This is a genomic window from Ohtaekwangia koreensis (assembly GCF_900167975.1).
Classification (GTDB): Bacteria; Bacteroidota; Bacteroidia; order Cytophagales; family Cyclobacteriaceae; genus Ohtaekwangia; species Ohtaekwangia koreensis.
The window spans coordinates 253,626-277,576 of sequence record NZ_FUZU01000004.1 but is presented as its reverse complement, the minus strand read 5'-3'; the positions used below and the strand labels follow the sequence as shown (position 1 = coordinate 277,576).

The following is a 23,951-nucleotide window of genomic DNA, read 5'->3' as shown; positions in this document are numbered from 1 at the left end:
ATTTCAGCGATATAACCATACCCGCATTAGCGAGAGAAGTTGCTCAACATTAACCGGCTTTGAAATGTAGTCGGACATACCGACTGCAAAACATTTTTCTTTGTCTTCCTTCATCGCTTTGGCAGTAAGCGCAATAATGGGCAGCGACTTGAGCGAGTTTATTTTCCTGATCTCTGTGGTGGCTTCATAGCCATCCATCTCAGGCATCATCACATCCATTAACACGAGGTCAATGGCAGGATCCTGCTTGAGTATATCGAGTGCTATCTTTCCGTTTTCGGCAGTTACACATTGAAGCCCTTCTTGTTCCAATGCGTTGGTCAACGAGTATATATTTCGCATGTCATCGTCTACCAGCAGTATTTTTTTATTCTCCAGCACTTCATCCGACTTATGAAGCCTGCGGATGATGCGTTGTTTTTCCTTTGGTAACTTTGATTCTATACGGTGAAGGAATAGTGTTGTTTCGTCCAGCAGACGTTCGTGTGAGTCGGCAGTTTTGAGCACTACGGTATTGGCCAGCTTACTCAAGGCTATACTATCTTCTTTTTTCAGATCTTTCCCGGTATATACAACAATGGGAATCAGGTTCAATTTCTCATGCGCTCTTATTTTTTCAAGCAGCTCAAACCCGGTCATATCCGGTAACCCCAGGTCAACAATAACGCAATCAAACGATTCACTGTTCAGCATGGTAAAAGCTTCTTCACCGCTATAGGCCGAAGAACAGGTTACGTCATTATCACCAATCAGCTCACGTATTGCTTTGTTGTGTTGTTCATTGTCTTCCACAATCAGAAGCTTCTTGAGTTTCTTATTGGAGAATACTTCAATTTTTTCAAAAGCGCGTTCAAGATCCTGCACCGTTACTGGTTTCTGTATATAGTCAAATGCTCCCAGCTTCAAACCTTCTTTCCGTTGATCGTAAGCCGAAATAATTTGTACGGGGATGTGGCGCAGTTCAGGATTATTCTTGAGCTGCTTTAATATTTCAGAACCACTGATGGTCGGCAACTTCATATCGAGAAGTATAGCATCGGGTTTATAGTGACGCGCGTAACTGATACCGGCATTGCCCTGGCTGGTAACAATACCTTTATAATTCCGCTCATGGATAAAATCCAATAATACTTTCGCGAACTTTTCATCATCCTCGATGATCAGAATCACGCGATCATTTTCCCCTATAGCATTACGGTCGTCTTGTATTGCATTTTCTGTAGTATGCATTTCAGTGGGAATATATACAACGTCATTTTTAACCGGTTCTTTTTCTTTAATCTCAACTTGCTTGTCGGTTGAAGAGCTGAAGGAACGATCGAAGTGTAAAGGCAGGTATAGTGTAAAAGTACTACCCACACCCGCCTCACTATGAAGCTGGATTTCTCCTCCCAATGCATGTGAAAGTTCACGACTGATAGAAAGACCAAGTCCTGTGCCACCATATTTTCGCTTGGTAGAACCGTCCGCTTGTTGGAAGGCTTCGAATATAATAGCGCGTTTTTCTCTTGGTATACCTATACCTGTATCGGATACAGAGAACGCTACCATATTCGAAATGGAGTTGAGATCTTTATTCCTATAGTCAACAGCAGAGGGTCTATAGATGGACAGTTCTACTTTACCTGCCTGACCGGTAAATTTGAATGCATTCGATAAAAGATTTCGGATGATCTGCTCAACGCGTTGCCTGTCCGTTGTAAGCGTTTCCGGCAGTGCATTTGAATCGAAATGTATTTCAAACGTAACATTGTTTTTTCGGGCTACTTCAGCAAACGTAGCGTTGATGCTGCTTATCATTTCCCGGAAAGGAACATCTTCAATTTCCAATTGCATCTTACCGGATTCTATTTTTGAAAGATCCAGTATTTCATTAATCAGATTAAGAAGGTCCGTTCCTGAGTTGTGTATATTTTTTGAGTACTCAATTTCTTTTTCACCCAGGCGATTCGCTTTATTTTCAGAAAGCAATTGCGCAAGGATGAGAATGCTGTTAAGGGGTGTGCGCAACTCATGTGACATGTTTGCCAGAAACTCCGATTTATATTTGCTCGTGATTTCTATTTCTTTCGCTTTGATTTCGAGATTTGCACGTGCATCGCTGAGTAATTCATTTTGTTCTTCCAGCTGATTGGATTTTTCTTCCAGCTCTACATTTATTTGTTGAAGTGATAATTGCTGCGCTTTTAATTCTGATTCCGATTTAGTAAGCAGGTCTGTTTTCGCATGAAGCTCTTCATTTGCCTGACGCAATTCTTCCTGTTGCGCTTCGAGTTCTTCTGCTTGCAATTGCGTTTCTTCCAGGAGTTGTTTCGTTCTTTCACGTGCCTGCGCCGAAATGATCGCGATCGCTATACTATTGGCTACGAGTTCTACATATTGCTGTTGGGCTTCTGTAAAATCATATATACTTCCAAGCTCCACCACACCTGCGATAACTCCATCGGAGAGAAAGGGAGTGGCCAGAATATTTTTAGGACTTATCTGTCCGAAGCCCGTGGTAACCTGAAAGTAATTTTCTGGGATAGCACGCAATAGAACAGATTTCTTATCAACTGCCGCTTGACCAACCAATCCTTCACCGAACTTTAGTTCACGTAATTTCTTTTTATCTTGATCGGCTGCGTATGCTGCTGCGGGTAACAGCATTGCCTCCTTGCTGCCTGCCAAATAAATGACTCCGACCTGTGCCCCTAAATATATAGTTAGATGATTGATCACAACATCAGCAAGTTCCTGCAATGATTTATTGCCCTGTATACTTCGTGCGAGATCACGGCTTCCCTCCAGGTTCCAGTTCTTGTTAGCCGCTTCCATTTGTGCACGTCTCAATGCACTCAGATTGGTTGTGATCATCATATAGATCACCAGTAAAACAGCTGCTATAACAAGCACCAATACAATAAAAATGATATTAAAATCTTTTGTATCAGCTTCACTCGCTTCTTTTCGTTCTGTAAGCAATCGTTGTTCAATTTCTTTTGCTTTTTGAATCAACGTCCGGATGGACATTAACTTGCTCCTGCTTTTTCCATCCATTACAAGTACCCTGGCAGCTTCATAATTACTCTTGCGTAATCCGATAAGGTCTTCCAGTGTTTGAATATGCAGAAGCGTTAGACTGTCCAATGCCTTGGAATTTCTTTGTTGTGTGGCATGATCGCGTGTTAGCTCAAGTATCTTGTTGATGTGATCTGATAAATTTAGTTTGGCGCTGTAGAAAGGAGCCAGGAAATCTTCATTGCCGGAAATAACAAATCCACGCATACTGCTTTCGGCATCAACTGAATACATGAGGATTTGTTCAAACTCATATAGTACTTCATGGGTATGATTCACCCAACGGTTTGTCGTGATCAGTTTTTCACTATTATTAAATGAAATAACCGCAACCAAAAGCAAGACAAGTGAACAAATAGAGAAACCTAAAAGTATTTTTTTATCCAACGTTAACTTCATAGCATGTTGAATCAATAAATTAATAATAAATCAGGGCACAACCCACCGGCTAAAGCACAGGTGATTCGCTATTCACCGTAAAGATTCTCAAATACCAGATAGACCATTGAACGGTCAATTATAAATATAGATGAAAGCACCTAATCTTCAAAAAAATAATGAATGTGAATGTCTTAAATTGTACATGTGTCTCAATCATCCAATCATGACAGAGACTGTTAAAAATAAATCTAAATTGTAGTGATGAGTTTGTTTTGAAAATTACTATTGAGAGTGCGTGCAAGCGGAGGCATGGTTACAGTGTGATTCTCCTATACTGTGAATATATACTTCCTGCTTCCTCTCCAGGATACAGGGGCTGTAATTCGCATGCTCTATGGTTCTCAATTGTTTGTTAAAAAGTAATCTGCGACACCTGGTTTGAATTCAACTGAGGTTGCGGTTGCGAAGTCACCGAAGAAAAAGAAGTATTCACCTCATTTTAGTGCTGATTGGAAAGAAATCGGCTTACCAAATCGTTATACACAAAATGAAAGGAAGATATTGATGCTTTTGGGCATAAGGCCCAATTGAGTTGTATGACGTGAACTGAACCACGAATAAACTTCTAAACTATATTACCCTATGGAACGAAAAGAATTTTTGAAGCGTCTTGGAATGAGCAGTCTGATTGTTCCTTTGCTCCACGCTTGCAGCAGTGACGATGATGAAGCAACAAATGTAGGAGACTGCACGTCCACATCATCCGAGACAGCGGGTCCGTTTCCTACGAAAGATCCATCGTCATTAGAGCTCGTTGACATTCGTTCCGACAGAACGGGTGTGCCATTCACAATAAAAATTATCATCCAAAATAAAAACAATGATTGTGCTCCTTTGGCAGATGCTATTGTAGACATCTGGCATTGTGATAAAGATGGTTATTATTCCGAATACGGAGGTACTACCATGCAGACCGTGAATTTCACAGCAGTGCATTTTCTTCGTGGCAGACAAACAACGGATAGTAATGGCCTCGTAGGGTTTACCTCTATATTTCCGGGATGGTACCCATCGCGGGCACCACACATTCACGTTCATATTTATAATGCCAGCGGAACTTCACTGCTGGTTACACAGATTGCATTTCCTGCTGATGTAACGGACACCGTATATACTACCGCGACACAGTACTATACCAAGGGAAAACAAGATACATCCAACGCCGCTGATTCTATTTTTTCAGATTCAATAGCAAACGAACTGGCCACTGTAACCGGCAATGTTACGGATGGGTATGTACTTACGCACACCATCGTGGTGAACGCTTAATTTTCTTTTGATCACTGGTCTTCAATATTTGAAAAAGACTGGTATATATACTATATCTATGGTAAAAGGTTTGATACGATTGTGCTATTCGAAGATAATAGATGTATCATCGGCAGGTGTGTGGGACAAGTATGTGTTTGAGGATACTTATAAAGAATTTTTCATGCAGTCGCAGTACTTCAATCAACAACAGAAGTTTTTAACATTTCGCGAGATCCTTGAGAACGATCCGAAAGCAGACAAACTTCATTACCTGGTAAGCACTGCAGCTATTGGTTATTTACGGCAACTCAATGAACGTATACCCGATGTTGTAAACGGATCTGGTAAATTGTTTCTTCCTTTCAAGAATTTCAGATTTGAAATTCTACAATCACATGTAAAAGACCAAAGCCAGCATAGGGTGGCGATACATTTTTATAGCGAAGTGATGACGTGGATTGATACTATCGGTAACCAGTTGTTGCTGGCAACCGGAGATCAACTGGAAGCAATGCATACAGGACAGTTTATCGATACAGACATGCTCGCTTTACGTCCGTACCTCAGTGTCAGTTCGTTTCAGTTGAAAAATGTTCAGCCGGTAGACGTTCCTGTGCAATCTATCAACGCTTAATTTGTGTGATGATATCGAAGACCAAAGCAACTATATATCTCTCCAATCAACGGGGTTGCACACAAGAGGATTGGTTCCGAAGTTTTCACGTATTTAATTATGGAAAGTATTTCAACGAGAACAGAACTCCTTTCGGAAGTTTAAATACATTGAATGAAAATACATTGAAAGGAGGGAGGACAATAAGCCGCTTGGCCAAGGACGATGCCACGGTTTTAATACTGCCGATTGTTGGTGCCTTGAAATATACCATACCCGGTTACAAAGAAGGAATAGTGGACGCAGGCGAGGTGGCTATACTTTCCGTTGTAAAAGATTCGGTTATTGAGATGATGAATCCTTACGAAGACGAATTGATCAACTTTTTAGAAGTGTGGTATATGCATCCTGCTGGCGATCGTGTCGAACCCTTAAAAATTGAACTTGATCTGGAGCATAGTAAAAATAGCTTGATTCCATTGGCTGCATCGGAAGGAGGGCAGCAACGCGTTACACCTTATATCGGTAAATACAAAGGGAGAGAAGAAGGCATATATACTCCAAAGAATTCTGCGAATGGTGTTTTCGTTTTTATAGTAGAAGGCGCCTTCGAGGTAGCGAACAGGCTGCTTCATGGCCATGACGGATTAGCGTTATGGAATGTAGAGCAAGTTGAATTCGAAGCGTTGTCCAATGACGCCATCATTTTCTTACTGGAGGTAGCGCTATAAATGAAAATCACGAAGGCAGTATATACCTTCGTGATTTGTTCTGAGTTATCTTGAAATAGATTATGTGTTAATGATCGATCCTCCGTTTGGATGTAAAACTTGCCCTGTGAAGAATGATCCTTCCTTCGATGCAAGGAATACATAGGAGGTAGCAATTTCTACTGGCTGTGCAGGTCTTCCCAGCGGAACGTCTTTCCCAAACTTCTCTACCTTTTCATCATCAAATGACGCAGGGATCAACGGTGTCCAAACCGGACCCGGTGCCACCGCATTTACACGGATTCCTTTTTCCGCCAGGGATTGCGATAAACTCCTGGTGAAAGCAATGATCGCTCCTTTCGTGGAAGAGTAATCCATCAGTGTCTGATTCCCTTTATAGGCAGTAACAGAAGCGGTGTTGACAATGCTGCAGCCATCGCGAAGATATGGTACAGTATATTTCACCATATAGAAGTAAGCAAAAATATTCACCCTGAAAGTATATTCCCATTGCTCAGCCGTAATAGATTGCACATCCTTTTGTTCATACTGAACGGCTGCATTGTTTACGAGTATATCTATATGCTTGAATTTTTCCAGCGTCTGGTCAACTATGTTTTTGCAGTTTACTTCCTGTGAGACATCTGTTGAAATGAGCAAAGCTTCTTTGCCATATTTCCGAATCGCATCTGCAGTTTCCTGTGCATCCTCGTGTTCGTCAAGGTATGCTATTGCAACATCTGCACCCTCTTTGGCAAATTGTATAGCAACAGCACGACCTATACCGGAGTCTCCACCAGTGATGATGGCCACTTTTCCACGCAAACGTCCATAGCCTTCATCATCCGTATCATATATAGGACGTGGCGACATTTCACTTTCAATTCCGGGTTGCCGGTCCTGATGCTGAGGTTTGATGTCAGCGGGATCTTTGATCAGTGTTGTTTCCATAATATAATTTTTTTAGTAGCGTAATAGCGCTGCAATCTTACTGTTGGCAGGCATTTTTTCTTTTTCCAGAATATGTACTTCACCACCCGTCAGTATAGTTTTAATAACGGATTTATTAAGTAAACATTCATCGTTTTTTTCCTGCGTCTCATGGATGTTTAGCGTATTGGCCATCTCATCGAATGTTCCCCAGATATGTTCATCTTTCTGAATGAAGAGATGTGCAATGCGACCATAATGTGCCGCAGGAATAACATCTGCAGGAATTGAAGATGTCAGTTCCGTAGCAGACTGGTTTGCATAATTCGCAAGCGCTTTTTGATGACGTCCCTGGAAGTATGGCGTCATAAGTTCCAATGCTTTTTGATGCAGTGTGCGAACATCTTCATGTTCATAACTTCCAATCAGTGTCTGCTCACATACATGATTATAGTCGGTTACAGATTTATAGATCGGTAGCAAATAATCTACTCCGGCAAGCAACAAGGGAACATTTTCGTCATGGAGTATTTCTTTCCAAATCGTCTCGTCCACTTCTTCCAGGTATAGCGCTATATTTTCTTTTTCATCAGGTTTACCGGCTCCTATACCATGGTAGTTTGCTCCGCCACCACCACCGCTGCTTCCGGTTCTCCATAATTGCTGATCGTCTTTCTCCTCGAAATGAACTACATCATCTATACCATTTGGTATCTCAGGTATATCTATGTATTGAATGCCAAACGCATCTACTTTAAACAGTTTCGATTGTTTTTTACTGATTACCAGCAAGTAAAAATACTCGCGTGTGGTCATCAGCGGAATCAGCGGATTCAGGAAAAACGATGGCCCCATCAATAGACCTTCGGAAGGGGCGATGGGCAGCTTCACATAGCGGAACAAATTATCCGATATAAACAACGCCAGGCCTGCTTGCTGATTATTCCAGAATGTATCATCCTTTACAAGATCATATCCAGGAGTTAGCATACTGGTAATGGTATTTTCATTCACACCATTTTGCTTCAACTGTGATGAAATCTGTTGAAGAACATTTTTGAATGCAATAATGTCCTGTTTTCCATTCACTTCAACACCAGCAGCGTGTGTCTGCAGATAGGCCGTTATATATATATCGGCCTTATGGTTTGCAAGCTCTTCAAATAAAGGCTTCGTCAAAATCCCGGAAAGCTCCAGCCCCTCCGTTGGTACACTTTCAGAACCGTTGAGTGTATTGCGATCAGAAGATGTATTTGAAGTTTTTGCGGAAGAACTTTTTCCAAAGCGTTTATTCGGTTTGCCGTCTTCAGCATATTCCACATGCTTGTCGACATTGCGATTCGGGTGTCGTACTCTCACGTTGGCAGGCATTTCTTCCTGCCCATCAGTATATTTCTCAGCAGTTTCAAGATACTGGTCTAATGCACCATCTTCTTTGAAATGCAATTCAACACTATTCTCTTTGCCATAACCCGTAGGCTTCCCTTTTGCCGGATGGAATTTCCCTTCTCTGTCTTTTCCCATAATAAAAGTGTTTAGGAAGAGATGGGTAAATTATTATACCGGCTTCTTATTAAAGAATATATACATAGCGCTTCAAACCACAATGATGGTTTGTTTTCTACACTTTTGGATAAGTGAAGAATTTTGTCAGCTAAAAATTAGAGTGAAAAAATTATGGAAGCTTACTAAGTTTGTCATCCAGGTATTTTAGATGAAACACCGTCATGGAATCTTTCATTTTGGGTATCGCTTTCTTCAATCGCACTTTTATTTCTCCTAACTTATTTTTAATCACTGCGTCTGCATCTGAAAGTGCCGTTGTATTTTTTGAAAGTTCTATGAGTTTATCAACATAATATCGTTGCAGATATCGCCTGTAAACAGTGATGGTGGAAAGCGTGTTAAGCTCTGCCCACATCATCTGGTCAAGATCATCCATATAGTTAATGATTCGATAAGCACGCGTATCGTATAGCGCTTCTGCCTCTGCGAGTTTAGTGAGTGTGTTGTAACTTAGAAGTGAATTTAAAACCAGCTCCTGAGACTGCGCTATAATCTGCGAGGCATTCTGACCGGTTCGCGCGAGAATAACGGTATCGAGCAACCACATCGGAGGCTGAAATATATTCTTATTTAAAAAGTTCAGAGCTTCACGTTGTAGTGTTGCTGGTACTACGCGATATACCGGCCCGATTTGTTCCGATGACTTTATGGTCTCATACGTTCCACCAATATAGGACATGACGTGTCCCAAATAATAATTATATTGATTGGTGACACCGTTATAAAGCTGATTGAGATTTTTATAGCCTTCGTTCGGCACATACGTCCACGCATTGAGACGGGGCACAATGCGCTGAAGATTTTTAATTCCGTATTCGCTTGCCTTCATGGCGTTATCCCCTATATCTTCTGTTTGTACGCGTGGATCGTCCGTTGAAAACTCGGAGGCAAACCAGAGCTGCTGGTCTTTCATTTTTTCTACAATAGCACCATTCAAAAAAGGAATTTCATTTTCCGAAGTTGGTATATCGGGATAGTAGCGATAGCCATATTCAATTGCCCACAGATCATATTTACCGATCCGTGCAATAAGTCCACGCTCCGTAACACTATCTTGTGGTTGCGCTACATAATTGAAGCGCGCATAGTCCATGATTGAAGGGGTGTGTCCATTTTCTTCCAGCCACGCACGATCACGCAACTTTTCCACCGGTACTGTAGAGCTTGCTCCAAAGTTATGCGTGAGCCCCAGCGAGTGTCCTACTTCATGCGCTGCAACGGAGCGAATCAGCTCACCCATCAACTCATCATCAAATTTCATTCTTTGCGCACGCACATCACTGGCACCACATTGCACCATATACCAGTCGTGTAGTATAGACATGAGGTTGTGATACCAGTTAATATGGCTCTCCAGGATTTCACCACTGCGTGGATCTGTAATAATAGGACCTGCAGCATTTGCGATGGCGGAAGGTTTATACACTATAGCAGAGTGACGTGAATCTTCCAGGCTCCAATCCGGATTTACCTCCGGGCTCGGTGCTTCACGAGCTTGTATCGCATTTTTAAATCCTGCTTTTTCAAATGCGACCTGCCAGTCTTCGATGCCTTGCTCTAGATAAGGAACCCATTTTTTGGGAGTAGCCGGATCTATATAGTATATAATTGGTTTCTGAGGCTCTACAAGTTCTCCACGTTTATAGGCAGCCATATCTTCAGGCTTCGGTTCCAAACGCCAGCGCTTTATATAGTTGATGACTTTAACCCCTTGAGGATTTACATCATAGTCGGTATAGCGTTCCGTAAAATAACCAACCCTTCGGTCAGCGAATCTTTTTCGCATCGGCTTCTTGGGCAATAATACAAGAGATGTGTTAAGCTCCAGCGTAAAGGTATTATCACTGGTAGATTCGTTGTATGTTTTGATCGTTCTGATCTCCAGGTTAAGCGGATACGATTTTATATCCTTGATATAGCTCATGTTGGAAAGTATACTTCCGATGTGCATGGTTTTGCGTGATGCGGCACTGAAGAAGAATATATCATTGCTGCCGTTTATATAGTCGGTAACATCAATAACGCTTCCTTTACCTCGTGGCGAATATGCACCAATACCAAATGCTGCTGACAAAGGTTGAAGGTTAGAACGGATCACGGCGCTGAACATGGAGTTCGTACTATCACCGGCATTGTCCTGATAAGAAATTCTTCGCAGAAATATTTTATGAGCCGGACCTTTTTCAAAACGTATAATGGTATTGCCGATCTGATCTCCTGCATATCCAACATACTCCTGACGTACACCTGCTGCACCCTGAGCAATACGACTCACTACTAAGAGATCGCGACCTAAAAGACTGTCGGGAATTTCAAAGTAATACTGATCATCGACTTTGTGCACTGTGAATAAACCTTTGCGTGTGATCGCATTTGGTTTTATCAGACTATAGTATTTACTCGGAGCAGTGAGTTGCATGTTTCCTGCAGGCACCGATGACGGTGTTTCTGTTGTATCACGCTTGATCGTGTCCTGAAGAATCTGACCGAATAAAATAGCCGTTGTATCCGGAGGTGCGGTTACAATCGGATTTTGTCCAAAAGATTTTAAGGATATAGTAACTGTCAGTATAAGAATAACAATACTTCGCATACGTATACATTTGAAAAAGTGAAGATAACTTATTTACATGCAAACAGGTTCCTAATCTCATCTGGTTTTACAGGAGTATATCGAAAATAAAATGAACTGCCCGTTTTTACCACAGTCACCCTTTGCACATGTCCACACCATTCCTCAATAGCGAAATGATTTGGCATACTTTGCAATGCGCAAATGTCAGGCATAGTTTTGTTTGTATTGATAGCGTGTAACAAAATCACAATTATTCAAACAATAAACTACAATAAACTATTTAAACTATTACAGTGCTATGAAAAAGCTAATGTTATTTTTTGCCGGAGTGTTTATGTTAGGCATTGCGGCAGTGAACGCTCAACAAGTGGATACGACTGGTACAAAAACTCAGACTCCTTCCGCAACACAACAACCATCTGCAACACAACCATCCGCTACACAATCAGATCAGTACATCCAGAAGGATTACGAGATGGTAAAATCTACTGATGTTCCATCTTCTTTAAGAACAACATTGAAAGGTTCTGAATATACAGGATGGGAAAGTGGTTCAGTATACCGTAACAAATCTAATAATGGTTATATGGTTCGTGTAGGTTCAGGCGACCAAACTAAAAATTACTACTTTGATAAGGGCGGAAAACGCATTCAGGATCCTGGTTCAAGCAGACCATAAGGTTCTCTGAAGTTTTCAAAAGAAAAACCGGCTACTGCCGGTTTTTTTTGTTTTTATATTTCTTTATAGGGCACCGGTTGTTTTTTTCGAATGAACTTCAGGTATATAATGGTTAATCCTGCAATCAGGAGTATAGGCCATATATAGGTAATGCCAAGTATAACGGTGAGCAAACCTTGCCATCCGGTTTTTAATGCATCCAAAAAATTGTCTTTCATTCCTATAGTATCAGCAGCGGATATTTCCTCTGATACAGTTTGATAGAACTCCAGATTTATAGTGCTATAGCTAACTTGCTCTTTCAGATAATTCATGCGGCTAATGGTGGCTTCGATCTCTTCGTGCAATTCACCGATCTGTTGTTCTGCGTGCAGCAGTTCCTCAATTGTTCCTGCTTTCTTTCGCAGAATGTCCATATAGCGCTCTTCTACTTCACGCTTTGTTTTCAGGCGCGATTCCAGATCAACAAATTCTTTTGATACATCGTTGGTACTAACATCACGAAAGTTTACAAAGCGCGGCTGCTTGTCAATCTCTTTCAGAAGTTCGTAAAAGTATTCGCTCTGCACGCGAATTGATAATTTGTTTTCAAGGATTGGATTTTCTAAACGCAAATTAGACGAAGCTATATATGCCGGGTATTTTTTTATGGCAGCCTCTATATTTTCAGAAGCCTTCTTTACATTTTCTACTTCGAATCTATAGTTTACGGTTTTGATGAGCTTTACTTTTCCATTTGAGTAAAGATCTTCGTGCGGTGTTGCGGCCAGTTGATTTTGTGTGAGCGATGTTTCAGCCTTACGAAGGCTTTCATCAGAAACGTCCATGGTGTCAGCAGCTTCCATAGAAGTTTGCTTCGCGCCACAAGCAGAAAAAAGACATAACGATACCAGGAAAATATACACTGTATTTTTCATAATGATTAAGGATTTAAAATGGTAGAGATGAAGAAGACGCGTGTGGGCAATAGACTATCAACGGCACAGGTTGTGTCAGAAAATAAACGGCATTAAAATACGTTGGTGTGTATTGAAAAAAGCAGAACTACCTTTTTCAAGTATTATTCAGAGAAGAATATTCCGGAACAGCACCGGAAGGAGAGAAAAAAAGCTGATCGGGTATCGAGCCCGATCAGCATATTTTTTAGTGAGCAGCAGCTGCAGTATCTGCAGGAGTTTCTACTTGAGTAGTGTCAGGTTGAGCAACTTCAGTTGTATCTGCAGCAGGTGCAGTTTCCTGAGCTTCGTTAGTAGTCTTTTTTGGTTCGCAAGATGCCAAAGCGATTACGCAAAGTACTCCGAAAGCTAATTTGATTGTGTTTTTCATGACTTATTGGTTTAAAAATTTCCCTTCATACAAAAACATTCAAAAGGTCACCCATCATAAAAGATATTTTTCTTTGGGTTACCTTCGCAGCACTTTTGTATAAAATCGACCTTATTGAACGTGGTGTATTACTTTGACGAGTTGATCGTTTCAGAGATCAAAAAGAAAAATGAGGTAGCGCTCCGGGAGCTCTACAAAACACATTATCCGATGATTGTAAATCTGGTGCGCTCCAACAATGGTACGGAGGAGGAAGCGAAGGATGTTTATCAGGAAGCTGTGATCGCGTTTTACGAGAAAGTACAGCAACAAGGATTTGTCCTTACCTGTAAAATAAAAACGTATCTCTATGCCGTATGCCGCAGGCTGTGGCTGAAGCGGCTCGCAGAGAAAAAGCGTTACCACGGTAATATAGAGGAGACGGAGACATTTCTGGGTATTGAAGAAGAAATGTCCACCATCGCAGAGAATGAAAATAAGTTTGCCAGTATGCGTGAATCCATGAGCGGCCTTGGAGAACCTTGCCGCGGCATTATTGAGGACTTTTATATACATGATCTGTCGATGGAAGCGATCAGCGAAAAATTCGGATACACGAATGCTGATAATGCCAAGAACCAGAAGTATAAATGTCTGCAACGACTGAAGAAATTATTTTTTGCAAAGTATAAAAACGAAGACCTCTCATGAATGCCGAACAATCACTCTACGACTTATTGGACAATTACTTCTCCGGGAAGTTATCTGTCGATGAAGCCGATGCCGTAGAGTATAAATTGAAAAATGAACCGGATTTCCGCGCGAAAGCGGAGCAGCACAAAACGATGCGTGATGCAATGAAGCATTACGGTAATCGTATGGAACTGAAAGCAGTATTGGACAGTGCACACCTGGATATAGAAGAGACTGCACCGGTTACATTGCCGGTGGCAAATCCGGTAAGCGGATGGAAACGCTATTGGCCAATGACAGCGGTTGCCGCTTCTGTCGCCCTGATCAGTATTGTTGGGACGTTGATGATGACGCGCGCGCTCGAAACAAAACAAACTGCTATATATAAAGAGTTGCGCAGAAATGTAGATCAAATCAAGCATTCACAAAAAATGCTGATGAAAGATATTGCGCAGTCTATAGATAAAGGCAAGCCCGTGCCCAGTAAATATGCGGGTACAGGTTTTCTGATTTCGTCCAACGGTTATGTGGCCACCAGCTATCACGTTGTAAAGGAGGCTGATTCAGTTTATATCGAGAATGAAAAATTTGGCAGGCAGAAAGTTTCAGTTGTATTGAGCGATCCTGCAAATGATATAGCGGTGCTAAAACTGCAAAATGATTCTGTCACGGGTATCAATCGTATACTTCCATTTTCCATTGTGAAAGATGAGGCAAACCTTGGCGAACATGTATTTACCCTTGGGTTTCCACGGGAAGATATAGTTTTTGGTGAAGGCTCCATCAGCGCTTCTACGGGATATAGTCAGAATCCAAATGCTTACCAGATCTCTGTGCCGGTGAACCCGGGCAACAGCGGTGGGCCGCTCTTCAATGAAAGCGGTGACCTGGTGGGCATTATCAGTGGAGTTCAGACAGAGACATTGGGAGCTGCCTTTGCGATCAAGTCATCCGTAGTGATGGATGCGATCACGCGCGCTTCACTGGATACACTCGAAAGACCGCTTGTACTTCCAAAGTATAATACGATAAAGAATTCAAATCGTGTACAGCAAATTAAACGTTGGAAAGATTACGTATTCATTGTACAAGTATATAAGAACTAACAGCGATTGCTGATGGATATATACTTGTAATCCATGCGCCATCCGTTATGAAAATAGAAACAGCTGTTGATCTTATTAAAGAGGGCGTGACGTCTTCGTCACAACAGACATGGGCTGATCTTGGCGCAGGTCAGGGCATGTTTACCAAAGCGCTCAGTACATGTTTATCTACCGGCAGCACGATCTATGCGGTTGATAAAGATGGCGCTGCACTTGGTTCAATCACTGTTGAACCAACGATAACACTCCACACCCTTCAAAGAGATTTTGTAAAGGATGCACTCGATCTGCCGTTGCTGGACGGAATACTCATGGCGAATGCACTTCACTTTGTGGAAAATCAGTTGGCGTTCATTCAACGCATCCGGAAAAATCTGAAGCCTGCGGCAAGGATAATATTGGTAGAGTATAATACAGACCACGGCAATCGTTGGGTGCCTTATCCCATGAGTTATTCCACCTTACAGACCTTTTCAAGAGAGGCTGGTTTCGCTTCAGTAGAATTGCTACATGAAGTTCCATCCGCATACCAGGGAAGTATATATTCAGTGTTACTCAGATAAATATACGTTAGCAGCTATATATTATTCTCTTTCTGCTGCTTTGCCTTTTTCCGCGCAATCATGCTTACCACGATCAGTTGTAAAGCATGATATAGCATGAGGGGTAAAAGCAGGATACCCGTCATTGTGCTACTCGCGAATAGTACGTGCGACATAACGGTGCCGTGTACAAGTGATTTCTTCGATCCACAGAATACCGCAGTAATGCTATCTTCACGATTAAACCTGAGAAGCTTGCAACAAAGTGTGGTGATGCCGTATACTATAAAAAAGAGTATAAGCATCGCGATGCCAAGCAAAAGTAATTCTGTAATGGTTAAATCGCTAAACATCTTGCGTGCGAACGATTCGCTGAATGCAGTATATACAATGATCAGAATAATAGTCTGATCGAAATACTTCAACTGCTTGCGGTACTTCTCAGCGTATTGCCCTAAGTGAGGATTCAGAAGTATACCGGCAACCACGGGCAATAATACTTGCAGAATTAGTTTACCGATGGTGCTGCCAAGCTCCACGTGCTCGGAAGAATTCGAGAGAACCATTCCCATCCACAAAGGTGTGATAAATACTCCAATGACACTGGATATACTGGCATTGAATATAGCGGCTGGTATATTTCCTTCGGCAATGGACACCATTACGACAGATGAAGATACAGTAGATGGCAAGCTTGCCAGAAAGAAAGTGCCGAGCCATAGAAGCTGTGCGAGATGGTCTGTAGCGATCATCCTAAAAGGATATATAAGCAACGGGAAAAGAATAAAAGTACTCGCCTGAACCAGTACATGAAGCCGCCAGTTACCAAGACCCTGCTGAAGTTTTTGTTTACTAAGACGAAGCCCGTAAAAGAAAAAAATCAGCGATATGCCATAGTTTGCGAGTTGAGACAATGAAAAACTACCTTGCGCAGTGCCACCTTCCGGCCACCAATATGCAAGGATGATCATCCCTGTCAGCGCAAGTATAAATCCGTCAAGTCCAAAGTGTTGAAGCCATTGAAAGGGATTGGTTAAAACTTTTTTTCTGTCTTCTTTTTGCAAGTCACTCATGCGATACAATACTGGCGCTTAAAATAATATTATAAAAAATCTTTTAATCGGGGAAAGTTTGATTGTCTGTTTTATATTCACGTCTGTGAGATTAACAACAAACCGAATTGGTATGAATAAAATTTATATGAAGTATAGCATGCTGCTGATGTGCGGGTTATTCTGCATACACAGTGTAGCCCAACAAAATGTACCCCTTAAGCTTTGGTATGATAAGCCCGCGGTGAAGTGGGAGGAAGCGTTGCCTCTTGGTAATGGACGGTTGGGTACGATGCTATACGGCAATCCTCAGCAGGAAGAACTGCAACTGAATGAAGGTACGGTATGGGCCGGTGGTCCGAATAATAATATAAACCCGGTAACAGCAACGGTTATTCCGGAGATACGAAAACTTATAGCAGAAGGTAAATATGCAGAGGCGCAAGCTATAGCCGATAAAAATGTGCACTCACTGAATGATGGAATGCCTTATCAACCGGTAGGAAGTTTGTTTATCGGTTTTCCCCAATATAAAAATGTAACAAACTATTATCGTGACCTTAACATAGAGGATGCCGTTGCCACTGTATCCTATGAAGCTGACGGAGTAAAGTATAAACGCGAAGTCTTTGTTTCATTCCCTGACCAGGTTGTTATCGTGCGACTTACCGCAGATAAACCTGGAAGTATCACGTGTACATTATCGGTGAAGAGCCCACAAAAGCATACTGTTCGCAGTGAGAAAAATGCGTTGGTTCTCACGGGTATCACTGGCGATCACGAAGGTGTAAAGGGCGCAGTTGAATTCGAAGGACAATTCCATGCTGTAACAGAAGGCGGAGCGGTTAGTTCTGACAGTTTACAAGTTTCCATCACAAAAGCTACTGCCGTTACAGTATATATATCGATCGCCTCCAACTTTAAAAATTACCGAGACATCAGCGCAGACGAGCATCAGAAGGCTTTGCAATACCTGCAGGCCGCTTTGAAGAAAAAATATACTGTAGCGATTTCGGAGCATAAAAAATACTATAAGAAGTATTTTGATCGTGTGAAACTTAATCTTGGCACAACGGCATCGGTACAAAAAACAACAGATGTGCGTCTTTCAGAATTCGCTACAGCGAATGATCCTCACCTGGCAGCCCTATATTTCCAGTACGGACGTTATCTGTTAATCAGCTCGTCACAATCTGGTGGACAGCCCGGTACATTACAAGGTATATGGAACCATCATTTGATGCCTCCATGGGATAGTAAATATACTGTGAACATTAATACTGAAATGAATTACTGGCCAGCTGAAGTAACCAATCTCAGTGAGTTGCATGATCCATTGTTTAAAATGCTGGACGACCTTTCGCATACCGGAAAAGAGAGCGCTACCAAAACGTATGGAGCAAGAGGCTGGGTATGTCATCACAATACGGACTTGTGGCGCATAACCGATCCGGTTGATGGTGCACATTCTTGGGGAATGTGGCCGATGGGTGGTGCGTGGCTTTCACAACATTTATGGGAACACTATATGTTTACCGGTGATGTGAATTTTCTCAAACAATATTATCATGTATTGAAAGGAGCGAGTCAGTTCTTTGTAGATGTCTTGCAAGAAGACCCCGAGCATCATTGGCTCGTAGTCAGTCCTTCGGTATCTCCTGAAAATACCTATAGCTACAATGAAACACAGCGGGCCTCGATCACTGCGGGTACCACGATGGATAACCAATTGCTGTTCGATCTTTTTGGGCGCACTATAAAAGCAGCTGAAATTCTAAAGTTCGATAAACCTTTTGCCGATTCATTGAGACAATTGAAGTTACGGCTCGCGCCTATGCAGGTTGGTAAAAATAGTCAGCTGCAGGAGTGGATTCACGATTGGGACAATCCGAATGATAAACATCGTCACGTTTCACATCTCTATGGACTATATCCCAGTGTACAGATTTCTCCCTATAGGAATCCGGAGTTGTTTGAAGCGGCACGTAATACACTGACACAACGCGGTGATGTTTCTACCGGTTGGTCTATGGGCTGGAAAGTAAATTTCTGGGCGCGTTTGCTCGATGGCAATCATGCCTATAAATTAATCACCGATCAACTTCGTCCGGTTGGAACCAATGCCGGAGGCGGTGGTACATATCCAAACTTGTTCGATGCACATCCTCCTTTTCAGATCGATGGAAATTTTGGTTGCACATCGGGTATAGCAGAAATGTTTGTGCAGTCGCATGATGGAGCCTTGTATATACTTCCTGCATTGCCGGATCAGTGGAAAGATGGAGAAGTAAAAGGACTCGTAGCACGCGGTGGCTATGAAGTGGACATTGCCTGGAAGGATAAAAAAATTACTGCATTAAAGATAAGGTCTAAACTTGGAGGAGTATGTCGTGTGCGTGTTCATCAACCGTTAAAAGCAGGAGGGAAGTTTGTGATGAAGGATGCCGTTGGTGAAAACAAAAATCCGTTTTACCAGGTCGAGGCGTTACGTGCTCCAATCATTTCTCCACAGGCACAGCTTCGGAAAACAACGTTGCCTGTCAGTATGTTGTACGATGTATCGACTGAAGCCGGCAAAGAATATACATTCGTGCCCTAGCCGGGAATTTTCTTTGTGTATTTTTGATTTACTATTTACGTAAGAAAAAACGAATATGACAGCTATAGCAATACCACAGCGCCCACCGCGCAAATTTTTACCGGATGCATTTAAGGTAACAACCTGGGAAGAACTGAAACCATACTTTGATACATTACTGAATCGTGATTTGAGTTCATTGCAAGATCTGAAACAGTGGTTTCGCGATCGAAGTGAGCTTGAGTCGGTGATCTCTGAAGATCTGGCGTGGCGCTATATCCGCATGACGTGCTATACCGATAACGCAGACTATAACAAAGCATACCAGGATTTCATACAAAACATTCAACCACAGGTTGCACCGGTTTCTGATCAGTTGAACAAGAAGGCTGCGGCGTCTCCATTGCTCGACACGTTGGCGAAAGATGAAGGATATGATATTATGATCCGCGGGTTGAAAAAGGAAATCGAAATCTTCAGAGAAGAGAATGTTCCTCTATATACCGAAATCAGTACGGAGGCACAAAAGTATGCGCAGATCTCTGGTGCTATGACGATCGAGTGGCAGGGAAAAGAAGTTACGCTGCCACAAGCCTCTGTTGTGTTAATGGACACCGACCGCAAGAAGCGCGAAGATGTATACTATAAAATAAACGAGCGCAGGTTAAAAGATAAAGTTACACTGGATGATCTGTTCAGTAAACTGGTTGCATTGCGTCACCAGGTTTCTGTCAATGCAGGCTTCACAAATTTCCGTGACTATATGTTTAAGTCACTGGGACGTTTTGATTATACTCCGCAGGATTGCTTTGCATTTCATGATGCTATTCAAAATGAAGTGGTGCCGCTGCTAAATGATTTTGCACAGGAGCGCAAGAACATGATGAAAGTAAATTCACTTCGTCCGTGGGATAAAGCGGTTGACCCTGAAGGTCGTGAAGCGTTGAAGCCTTTCGCCAATGGAAAAGAGTTAACAGAAAAAACAATTGAAGTCTTCAGGAGACTTGATCCGTTTCTGGGTCAGTGCTTAGCGATCATGAAAGAGATGGGACATCTCGATCTTGAATCACGGAAAGGTAAAGCTCCCGGAGGGTATAATTATCCGTTATCGGAAATTGGTGTGCCCTTCATTTTTATGAACGCCACTTCTACGTTGCGTGATATGGTGACGATCATGCATGAAGGTGGACACGCTATACATAACTTTTTAACGCGTGACCTGGAATTGAATGATTTTAAATCGACACCCTCTGAAGTAGCAGAGCTTGCTTCCATGTCGATGGAACTTATCTCGATGGATCATTGGGATGTATTCTTTACAGATCCTGAAGAATTGAAGCGTGCAAAACGTGATCACCTCGAAGATCTGATTGAGACATTGCCGTGGGTTGCCACCATCGATAAATATCAACACTGGATTTACGAACACGCTAACCATTCGACTGAAGATCGAAAGAGCGAGTGGAATAAAATATTCAACCAGTTTGCAGATACTGTTACAGACTGGAGCGGTCTCGAAGAAACAAAAGATTACTTGTGGCAAAAGCAACTTCACCTATACGAAGTGCCCTTCTACTATATTGAATATGGTATGGCACAGCTTGGTGCTATAGCGGTATGGCGCAATTTTCGGAACGACCCTGCGAAAGGATTGCAAGGATATCAGAATGCGTTGAAGCTAGGCTACCTTCGCTCCATCCCCGAAATATATAAGGCTGCTGGTATCAAATTTGATTTTAGTAGAGCCTATATAAAAGAACTGATGGACTTCGTGAAAGAGGAGCTGAGCAAGAGCTGATCAACCACGCGCTTTATCCAACAATTCACTGAGCAACATTGCTTCGGAATCAGTAAGGGCAAGTATAGCATCGAACTCGGTTTGATTTTTATCGAGTTCGGCTAATACGTCCAATCCTTTCTGTGTGATGAATATATCTGTGGCACGCTTGTCGGAAGGACAAAGTCTCTTCTCGATAAGCTCTTTTACTTCGAGCCGGTCGAGGAGTCGCGATACATCCGAATTTTTATCCATCATACGCGCCTTCAGCGTAGCGCCAGATATACCTTGAGGATACTGTCCTCTCAGGATTCTCAAAATATTGAATTGCTGCGATGTAATTCCAAAGGGCTTGAAAAAACTCTGTTGCTTATCCAGGATCCAGTGTGAGGTAAAAATCACGTTGATAAGTGCCTTCTGAGTCGCATTCCGAAATTTAGGCTGGCTAATCTCTTCCTCAATTTTCATAAGGTTTTTCATTAAAGTGGACGATAACTGTACTATACTGTTAATAAAAAATCAGACCGCATGCGCGCGACACTTCCGCAATGTTTATCTTCAAATGGAAATGTGATTGTTTGTGCTGCGCCTGCGAACGTAATGTTATTGAGCTTTGTTTAACTCAACTTTGCAGATGATCTCGACTTCATCACCTACAACAAGTCCACCGGACTCGACTGTCTTGCTCCACTTTAATCCGTAGTCCTGGCGATTAATTTTTCCGTTGAGTTTGAAACCTGCTTTCTCACCACCAAATGCTTTTACCGATCCGCCATATACTACTGCGAACGTAACAGGCTTCGTAACATCGCGCAGCGTTAGATTTCCCTTCAATACATATTTATCACTTTCCTTTACCAGGTTGCCCTTGAATTTTATCTCCGGATATTTTTCAGCATTGAAAAACTCATCACCCTTTAAATGCGTATCGCGTTTTTCATTATCCGTGTCGACAGAAGCAGTCTTCGCAGTGAATTCAACATCGGCACCATTAAAGTCCGGAGTCTTGCTGATCACCTTTGCATCAAAGTCCTTGAAGCTTCCTTCGGTTTCCGATACAACCATGTGAGCAACACTAAAACTAATTCGCGAATGCGGCTTATCAATATTCCAGGTTGTCTGTGCAAAGGCATTGGTCGCCAGTGCTAACAGAATAAAGAGAATGTTTTTTTTCATAGAGGGGTTTTAAAATAAAGTGAATTCGTAGCCACTATAGCGAATACATTTAAACAAGTTACAAAAATTACTTGATCTTTATTCTTCTTCATAGATGATCAATCCATATTTACATGTTGAGATAAAAATCACGCGTCACGGCTATATATGAATCATCCCAGGTGGTATCGTGCTTGTATAGTAATATTTCTCCACAATCAACGGTTGTCGGTATAGTCGAAAATTCCAGCAGCCAGCGTTCGATTGGTTTCTCCTGTCGTGTTCTGAAACTCCACTGCCGGGTACAATGCAATGCGTGTTGCATCGCTAATGCAATGAATTGCAGGCCTTCGGTATAGGGAAGTATAACCTGGAAGCTGCCTCCTGGCTTGAGTAAGCGTGTCACCGCCAGGAGCAGATCTGAAAAACTCAACGCCGTTGTATGACGTGTTTGCAATCGTCTTTGATCTGGTGGTTCCTGACTGTTGATGAAGTATGGAGGATTGGAAAGGATCAGATCATATTGTTTTTCACCCTCAAATTGCTGAATGGCGGTGTTATATACTTTCACTTTTTGAGGCCAGGGTGAAGCCGCTACATTTTCCGTTGCCTGTTGCGCATCCTGTTGCTCGAGTTCAACGGCATGGATACACGCACCGGGAGCAGAGCGTTGCGCCAGCATTAACGCAATCACTCCGGAGCCCGTGCCGATGTCGAGGATGGAATCTTTCTTCTCTACATTCGCCCATGCACCCAGTAATACACCATCGGTGCCTACTTTCATGGTACATCGGTCGTGGGCAATGGAAAACTGTTTGAAGTGAAAATGCGTGCCGCTTTTTGCCATGCGCCAATATTCTTAATTTACAACGAACATCAAATTTTCAAGATAAATATGTCATCAACAATTCGCTGGGGTATTTTAGGTTGCGGAAAGATCGCCAATAAATTCGCAAACGATCTGAAGCTTGTCGAGCACGCAACGCTGGCAGCGGTTGCTTCGCGCGATAAAAGTAAGGCGCAAGAATTTGCAACGCAGTACAATGCCGCGCGCTTCTTTACCACCTATGAAGAATTGGTGAACGATAAGGATGTGGACGTGATCTATATAGCCACGCCGCATGGCCTGCATTACGAGCATGTTATGCTTTGCCTTAAACATCATAAAGCCGTGTTGTGTGAAAAAGCATTTGCACTCAACAGCAAGCAGGCAAATGAAATGATAGCTTTTGCGCGTGAGCAGAAAGTCTTTATCATGGAAGCCTTCTGGACTAAATTTTTGCCACAGTATAAAAAAGTTATTGAAATTATTCAGTCAGGCGTGTTGGGAGAGATCCGGTGGATCCAGGCAGACTTCGGTTTTAATCCCGGGGAACCGGTACCCCAACGGTTGGTTGATCCGTTGCTCGGAGGAGGCTCGCTGCTGGATATAGGTATATATCCGGTCTTTCTCGCGCAATCATTGTTAGGTAAACCTGTAGAGATACAAGCAACCATTACGCCTGCTGTAACCGGGGTTGATGAGCAATGCGCGATGTTGATGAAATTTTCTAATGGAGCGATAGCAAACCTGTCATCAACTTTATCAGCTCATACACCGGTGGAGGCAGTGATTGCGGGAACAGAGGGGAGGATTATGCTGAGGAATCGTTTTCACAATGCCATTGGTATACTCGAGGTCGCCATGGGAAAAGATATACCACAAACTATAGATGTACACCGTGAAGACGGCTATGGCTATCAATTCGAAGCTCGCCATGTAGGCGAGTGCCTGCGAAGCGGACTTACTGAAAGTACTGTAATGACACATCAGGATACGTTGCAACTAATGGACACATTGGATCGTGTTCGTAAAATTGCAGGCATACAGTATACGGTGGATTAACCGTATACTGTATATTAGTCAATGTATCCCGCA

General features: G+C 42.3%; 20 protein-coding genes. 10 read left to right on the top strand and 10 right to left on the bottom strand.

The annotated features are described in order from the left end of the window. Positions 1-3 precede the first annotated feature (3 nt). Positions 4-3,459, bottom strand: a complete 3,456-nt coding sequence (locus tag B5Y40_RS24555) for a response regulator (protein WP_079689513.1) — start codon at positions 3,457-3,459, stop codon at positions 4-6. Positions 3,460-4,083: 624 nt separating this feature from the next. Between B5Y40_RS24555 and B5Y40_RS24550 the strand changes: the two genes are divergently transcribed. From B5Y40_RS24550 to B5Y40_RS24540, 3 genes are read left to right on the top strand one after another with little or no spacing between them, the layout of a single operon-like run. Further along, positions 4,084-4,770, top strand: coding sequence for a dioxygenase family protein (locus B5Y40_RS24550; RefSeq protein WP_079689512.1), 687 nt, complete (start codon positions 4,084-4,086; stop codon positions 4,768-4,770). Positions 4,771-4,828: 58 nt separating this feature from the next. After that, entirely contained in the window at positions 4,829-5,386 is a 558-nt protein-coding gene (locus B5Y40_RS24545; RefSeq protein ID WP_079689511.1) for a hypothetical protein, read from the top strand. A gap of 8 nt (positions 5,387-5,394) precedes the next feature. After that, positions 5,395-6,096 carry a pirin family protein gene (locus tag B5Y40_RS24540; protein ID WP_079689510.1) on the top strand — a complete coding sequence of 234 codons (702 nt, stop codon included), beginning with the start codon at positions 5,395-5,397 and terminating at the stop codon, positions 6,094-6,096. A 60-nt stretch (positions 6,097-6,156) separates the two neighbouring features. Here B5Y40_RS24540 and B5Y40_RS24535 read toward each other — a convergent pair whose 3' ends face one another. The 3 genes from B5Y40_RS24535 to B5Y40_RS24525 all read right to left on the bottom strand — a co-directional run bounded on the left by B5Y40_RS24535 (position 6,157) and on the right by B5Y40_RS24525 (position 11,164). Continuing rightward, positions 6,157-7,026 carry an SDR family oxidoreductase gene (locus B5Y40_RS24535; RefSeq protein ID WP_079689509.1) on the bottom strand — a complete coding sequence of 290 codons (870 nt, stop codon included), beginning with the start codon at positions 7,024-7,026 and terminating at the stop codon, positions 6,157-6,159. Positions 7,027-7,038: 12 nt separating this feature from the next. Continuing rightward, a complete protein-coding gene (locus B5Y40_RS24530) occupies positions 7,039-8,529 on the bottom strand; it encodes a baeRF7 domain-containing protein (RefSeq protein ID WP_079689508.1) in 1,491 nt (496 codons plus the stop codon). A 151-nt stretch (positions 8,530-8,680) separates the two neighbouring features. After that, positions 8,681-11,164 carry a zinc-dependent metalloprotease gene (locus B5Y40_RS24525; RefSeq protein WP_079689507.1) on the bottom strand — a complete coding sequence of 828 codons (2,484 nt, stop codon included), beginning with the start codon at positions 11,162-11,164 and terminating at the stop codon, positions 8,681-8,683. A gap of 280 nt (positions 11,165-11,444) precedes the next feature. On the opposite strand from B5Y40_RS24525, the gene B5Y40_RS24520 reads away from it, so the two are divergent. Continuing rightward, a complete protein-coding gene (locus B5Y40_RS24520; RefSeq protein WP_143785930.1) occupies positions 11,445-11,825 on the top strand; it encodes a hypothetical protein in 381 nt (126 codons plus the stop codon). A gap of 53 nt (positions 11,826-11,878) precedes the next feature. Here the strand turns inward: B5Y40_RS24520 and B5Y40_RS24515 are convergent, their stop codons facing one another. Together B5Y40_RS24515 and B5Y40_RS24510 are read right to left on the bottom strand one after the other, a co-directional pair. Further along, complete coding sequence (locus B5Y40_RS24515) at positions 11,879-12,742, bottom strand: DUF4349 domain-containing protein (RefSeq protein ID WP_079689505.1); 864 nt, start codon at positions 12,740-12,742, stop codon at positions 11,879-11,881. Between the two features lie 226 nt (positions 12,743-12,968). Next, positions 12,969-13,151, bottom strand: a complete 183-nt coding sequence (locus tag B5Y40_RS24510; RefSeq protein WP_079689504.1) for a hypothetical protein — start codon at positions 13,149-13,151, stop codon at positions 12,969-12,971. Positions 13,152-13,271: 120 nt separating this feature from the next. Between B5Y40_RS24510 and B5Y40_RS24505 the strand changes: the two genes are divergently transcribed. The 3 genes from B5Y40_RS24505 to B5Y40_RS24495 are packed head-to-tail and all read left to right on the top strand — an operon-like array spanning position 13,272 to position 15,492. Then, entirely contained in the window at positions 13,272-13,841 is a 570-nt protein-coding gene (locus B5Y40_RS24505) for an RNA polymerase sigma factor (RefSeq protein ID WP_245840758.1), read from the top strand. Next, positions 13,838-14,929, top strand: a complete 1,092-nt coding sequence (locus B5Y40_RS24500) for a S1 family peptidase (protein ID WP_079689503.1) — start codon at positions 13,838-13,840, stop codon at positions 14,927-14,929. The genes B5Y40_RS24505 and B5Y40_RS24500 overlap by 4 nt, the downstream gene beginning before the upstream one ends. Positions 14,930-14,976: 47 nt before the next feature. Further along, positions 14,977-15,492, top strand: coding sequence for a class I SAM-dependent methyltransferase (locus tag B5Y40_RS24495; RefSeq protein ID WP_079689502.1), 516 nt, complete (start codon positions 14,977-14,979; stop codon positions 15,490-15,492). Positions 15,493-15,506: 14 nt separating this feature from the next. On the opposite strand, the gene B5Y40_RS24490 is transcribed toward B5Y40_RS24495, so the two are convergent. Then, positions 15,507-16,544: a bile acid:sodium symporter family protein gene (locus B5Y40_RS24490; RefSeq protein WP_079689501.1), complete on the bottom strand. Its 1,038-nt coding sequence runs from the start codon at positions 16,542-16,544 to the stop codon at positions 15,507-15,509. A 112-nt stretch (positions 16,545-16,656) separates the two neighbouring features. Here B5Y40_RS24490 and B5Y40_RS24485 point away from each other — a divergent pair, with 112 nt between their 5' ends. Both B5Y40_RS24485 and B5Y40_RS24480 read left to right on the top strand, forming a co-directional pair. Beyond that, positions 16,657-19,122, top strand: coding sequence for a glycoside hydrolase family 95 protein (locus B5Y40_RS24485; protein ID WP_143785928.1), 2,466 nt, complete (start codon positions 16,657-16,659; stop codon positions 19,120-19,122). Positions 19,123-19,177: 55 nt separating this feature from the next. After that, positions 19,178-20,899, top strand: a complete 1,722-nt coding sequence (locus tag B5Y40_RS24480; protein ID WP_079689499.1) for a M3 family oligoendopeptidase — start codon at positions 19,178-19,180, stop codon at positions 20,897-20,899. Here B5Y40_RS24480 and B5Y40_RS24475 read toward each other — a convergent pair whose 3' ends face one another. The 3 genes from B5Y40_RS24475 to B5Y40_RS24465 all read right to left on the bottom strand — a co-directional run bounded on the left by B5Y40_RS24475 (position 20,900) and on the right by B5Y40_RS24465 (position 22,880). Then, a complete protein-coding gene (locus B5Y40_RS24475) occupies positions 20,900-21,346 on the bottom strand; it encodes a MarR family winged helix-turn-helix transcriptional regulator (protein ID WP_079690000.1) in 447 nt (148 codons plus the stop codon). Positions 21,347-21,481: 135 nt separating this feature from the next. Further along, entirely contained in the window at positions 21,482-22,054 is a 573-nt protein-coding gene (locus B5Y40_RS24470) for a YceI family protein (RefSeq protein ID WP_079689498.1), read from the bottom strand. Positions 22,055-22,163: 109 nt separating this feature from the next. Next, positions 22,164-22,880 (bottom strand): tRNA1(Val) (adenine(37)-N6)-methyltransferase, encoded by a 717-nt coding sequence (locus tag B5Y40_RS24465; RefSeq protein ID WP_079689999.1) that lies wholly within the window; start codon positions 22,878-22,880, stop codon positions 22,164-22,166. A 48-nt stretch (positions 22,881-22,928) separates the two neighbouring features. Between B5Y40_RS24465 and B5Y40_RS24460 the strand changes: the two genes are divergently transcribed. Further along, positions 22,929-23,918 (top strand): Gfo/Idh/MocA family protein, encoded by a 990-nt coding sequence (locus tag B5Y40_RS24460; protein WP_159453805.1) that lies wholly within the window; start codon positions 22,929-22,931, stop codon positions 23,916-23,918. Positions 23,919-23,951: the final 33 nt, after the last annotated feature.

Bases quoted from the DNA above. Each gene is read 5' to 3' on its own strand.
- B5Y40_RS24555 (WP_079689513.1), bottom strand. From the start codon at position 3,459: ATGAAGTTAACGTTGGATAAAAAAATACTTTTAGGTTTCTCTATTTGT.
- B5Y40_RS24550 (WP_079689512.1), top strand. From the start codon at position 4,084: ATGGAACGAAAAGAATTTTTGAAGCGTCTTGGAATGAGCAGTCTGATT.
- B5Y40_RS24545 (WP_079689511.1), top strand. From the start codon at position 4,829: ATGGTAAAAGGTTTGATACGATTGTGCTATTCGAAGATAATAGATGTA.
- B5Y40_RS24540 (WP_079689510.1), top strand. From the start codon at position 5,395: ATGATATCGAAGACCAAAGCAACTATATATCTCTCCAATCAACGGGGT.
- B5Y40_RS24535 (WP_079689509.1), bottom strand. From the start codon at position 7,026: ATGGAAACAACACTGATCAAAGATCCCGCTGACATCAAACCTCAGCAT.
- B5Y40_RS24530 (WP_079689508.1), bottom strand. From the start codon at position 8,529: ATGGGAAAAGACAGAGAAGGGAAATTCCATCCGGCAAAAGGGAAGCCT.
- B5Y40_RS24525 (WP_079689507.1), bottom strand. From the start codon at position 11,164: ATGCGAAGTATTGTTATTCTTATACTGACAGTTACTATATCCTTAAAA.
- B5Y40_RS24520 (WP_143785930.1), top strand. From the start codon at position 11,445: ATGAAAAAGCTAATGTTATTTTTTGCCGGAGTGTTTATGTTAGGCATT.
- B5Y40_RS24515 (WP_079689505.1), bottom strand. From the start codon at position 12,742: ATGAAAAATACAGTGTATATTTTCCTGGTATCGTTATGTCTTTTTTCT.
- B5Y40_RS24510 (WP_079689504.1), bottom strand. From the start codon at position 13,151: ATGAAAAACACAATCAAATTAGCTTTCGGAGTACTTTGCGTAATCGCT.
- B5Y40_RS24500 (WP_079689503.1), top strand. From the start codon at position 13,838: ATGAATGCCGAACAATCACTCTACGACTTATTGGACAATTACTTCTCC.
- B5Y40_RS24495 (WP_079689502.1), top strand. From the start codon at position 14,977: ATGAAAATAGAAACAGCTGTTGATCTTATTAAAGAGGGCGTGACGTCT.
- B5Y40_RS24490 (WP_079689501.1), bottom strand. From the start codon at position 16,544: ATGAGTGACTTGCAAAAAGAAGACAGAAAAAAAGTTTTAACCAATCCC.
- B5Y40_RS24485 (WP_143785928.1), top strand. From the start codon at position 16,657: ATGAATAAAATTTATATGAAGTATAGCATGCTGCTGATGTGCGGGTTA.
- B5Y40_RS24480 (WP_079689499.1), top strand. From the start codon at position 19,178: ATGACAGCTATAGCAATACCACAGCGCCCACCGCGCAAATTTTTACCG.
- B5Y40_RS24475 (WP_079690000.1), bottom strand. From the start codon at position 21,346: ATGAAAATTGAGGAAGAGATTAGCCAGCCTAAATTTCGGAATGCGACT.
- B5Y40_RS24470 (WP_079689498.1), bottom strand. From the start codon at position 22,054: ATGAAAAAAAACATTCTCTTTATTCTGTTAGCACTGGCGACCAATGCC.
- B5Y40_RS24465 (WP_079689999.1), bottom strand. From the start codon at position 22,880: ATGGCAAAAAGCGGCACGCATTTTCACTTCAAACAGTTTTCCATTGCC.
- B5Y40_RS24460 (WP_159453805.1), top strand. From the start codon at position 22,929: ATGTCATCAACAATTCGCTGGGGTATTTTAGGTTGCGGAAAGATCGCC.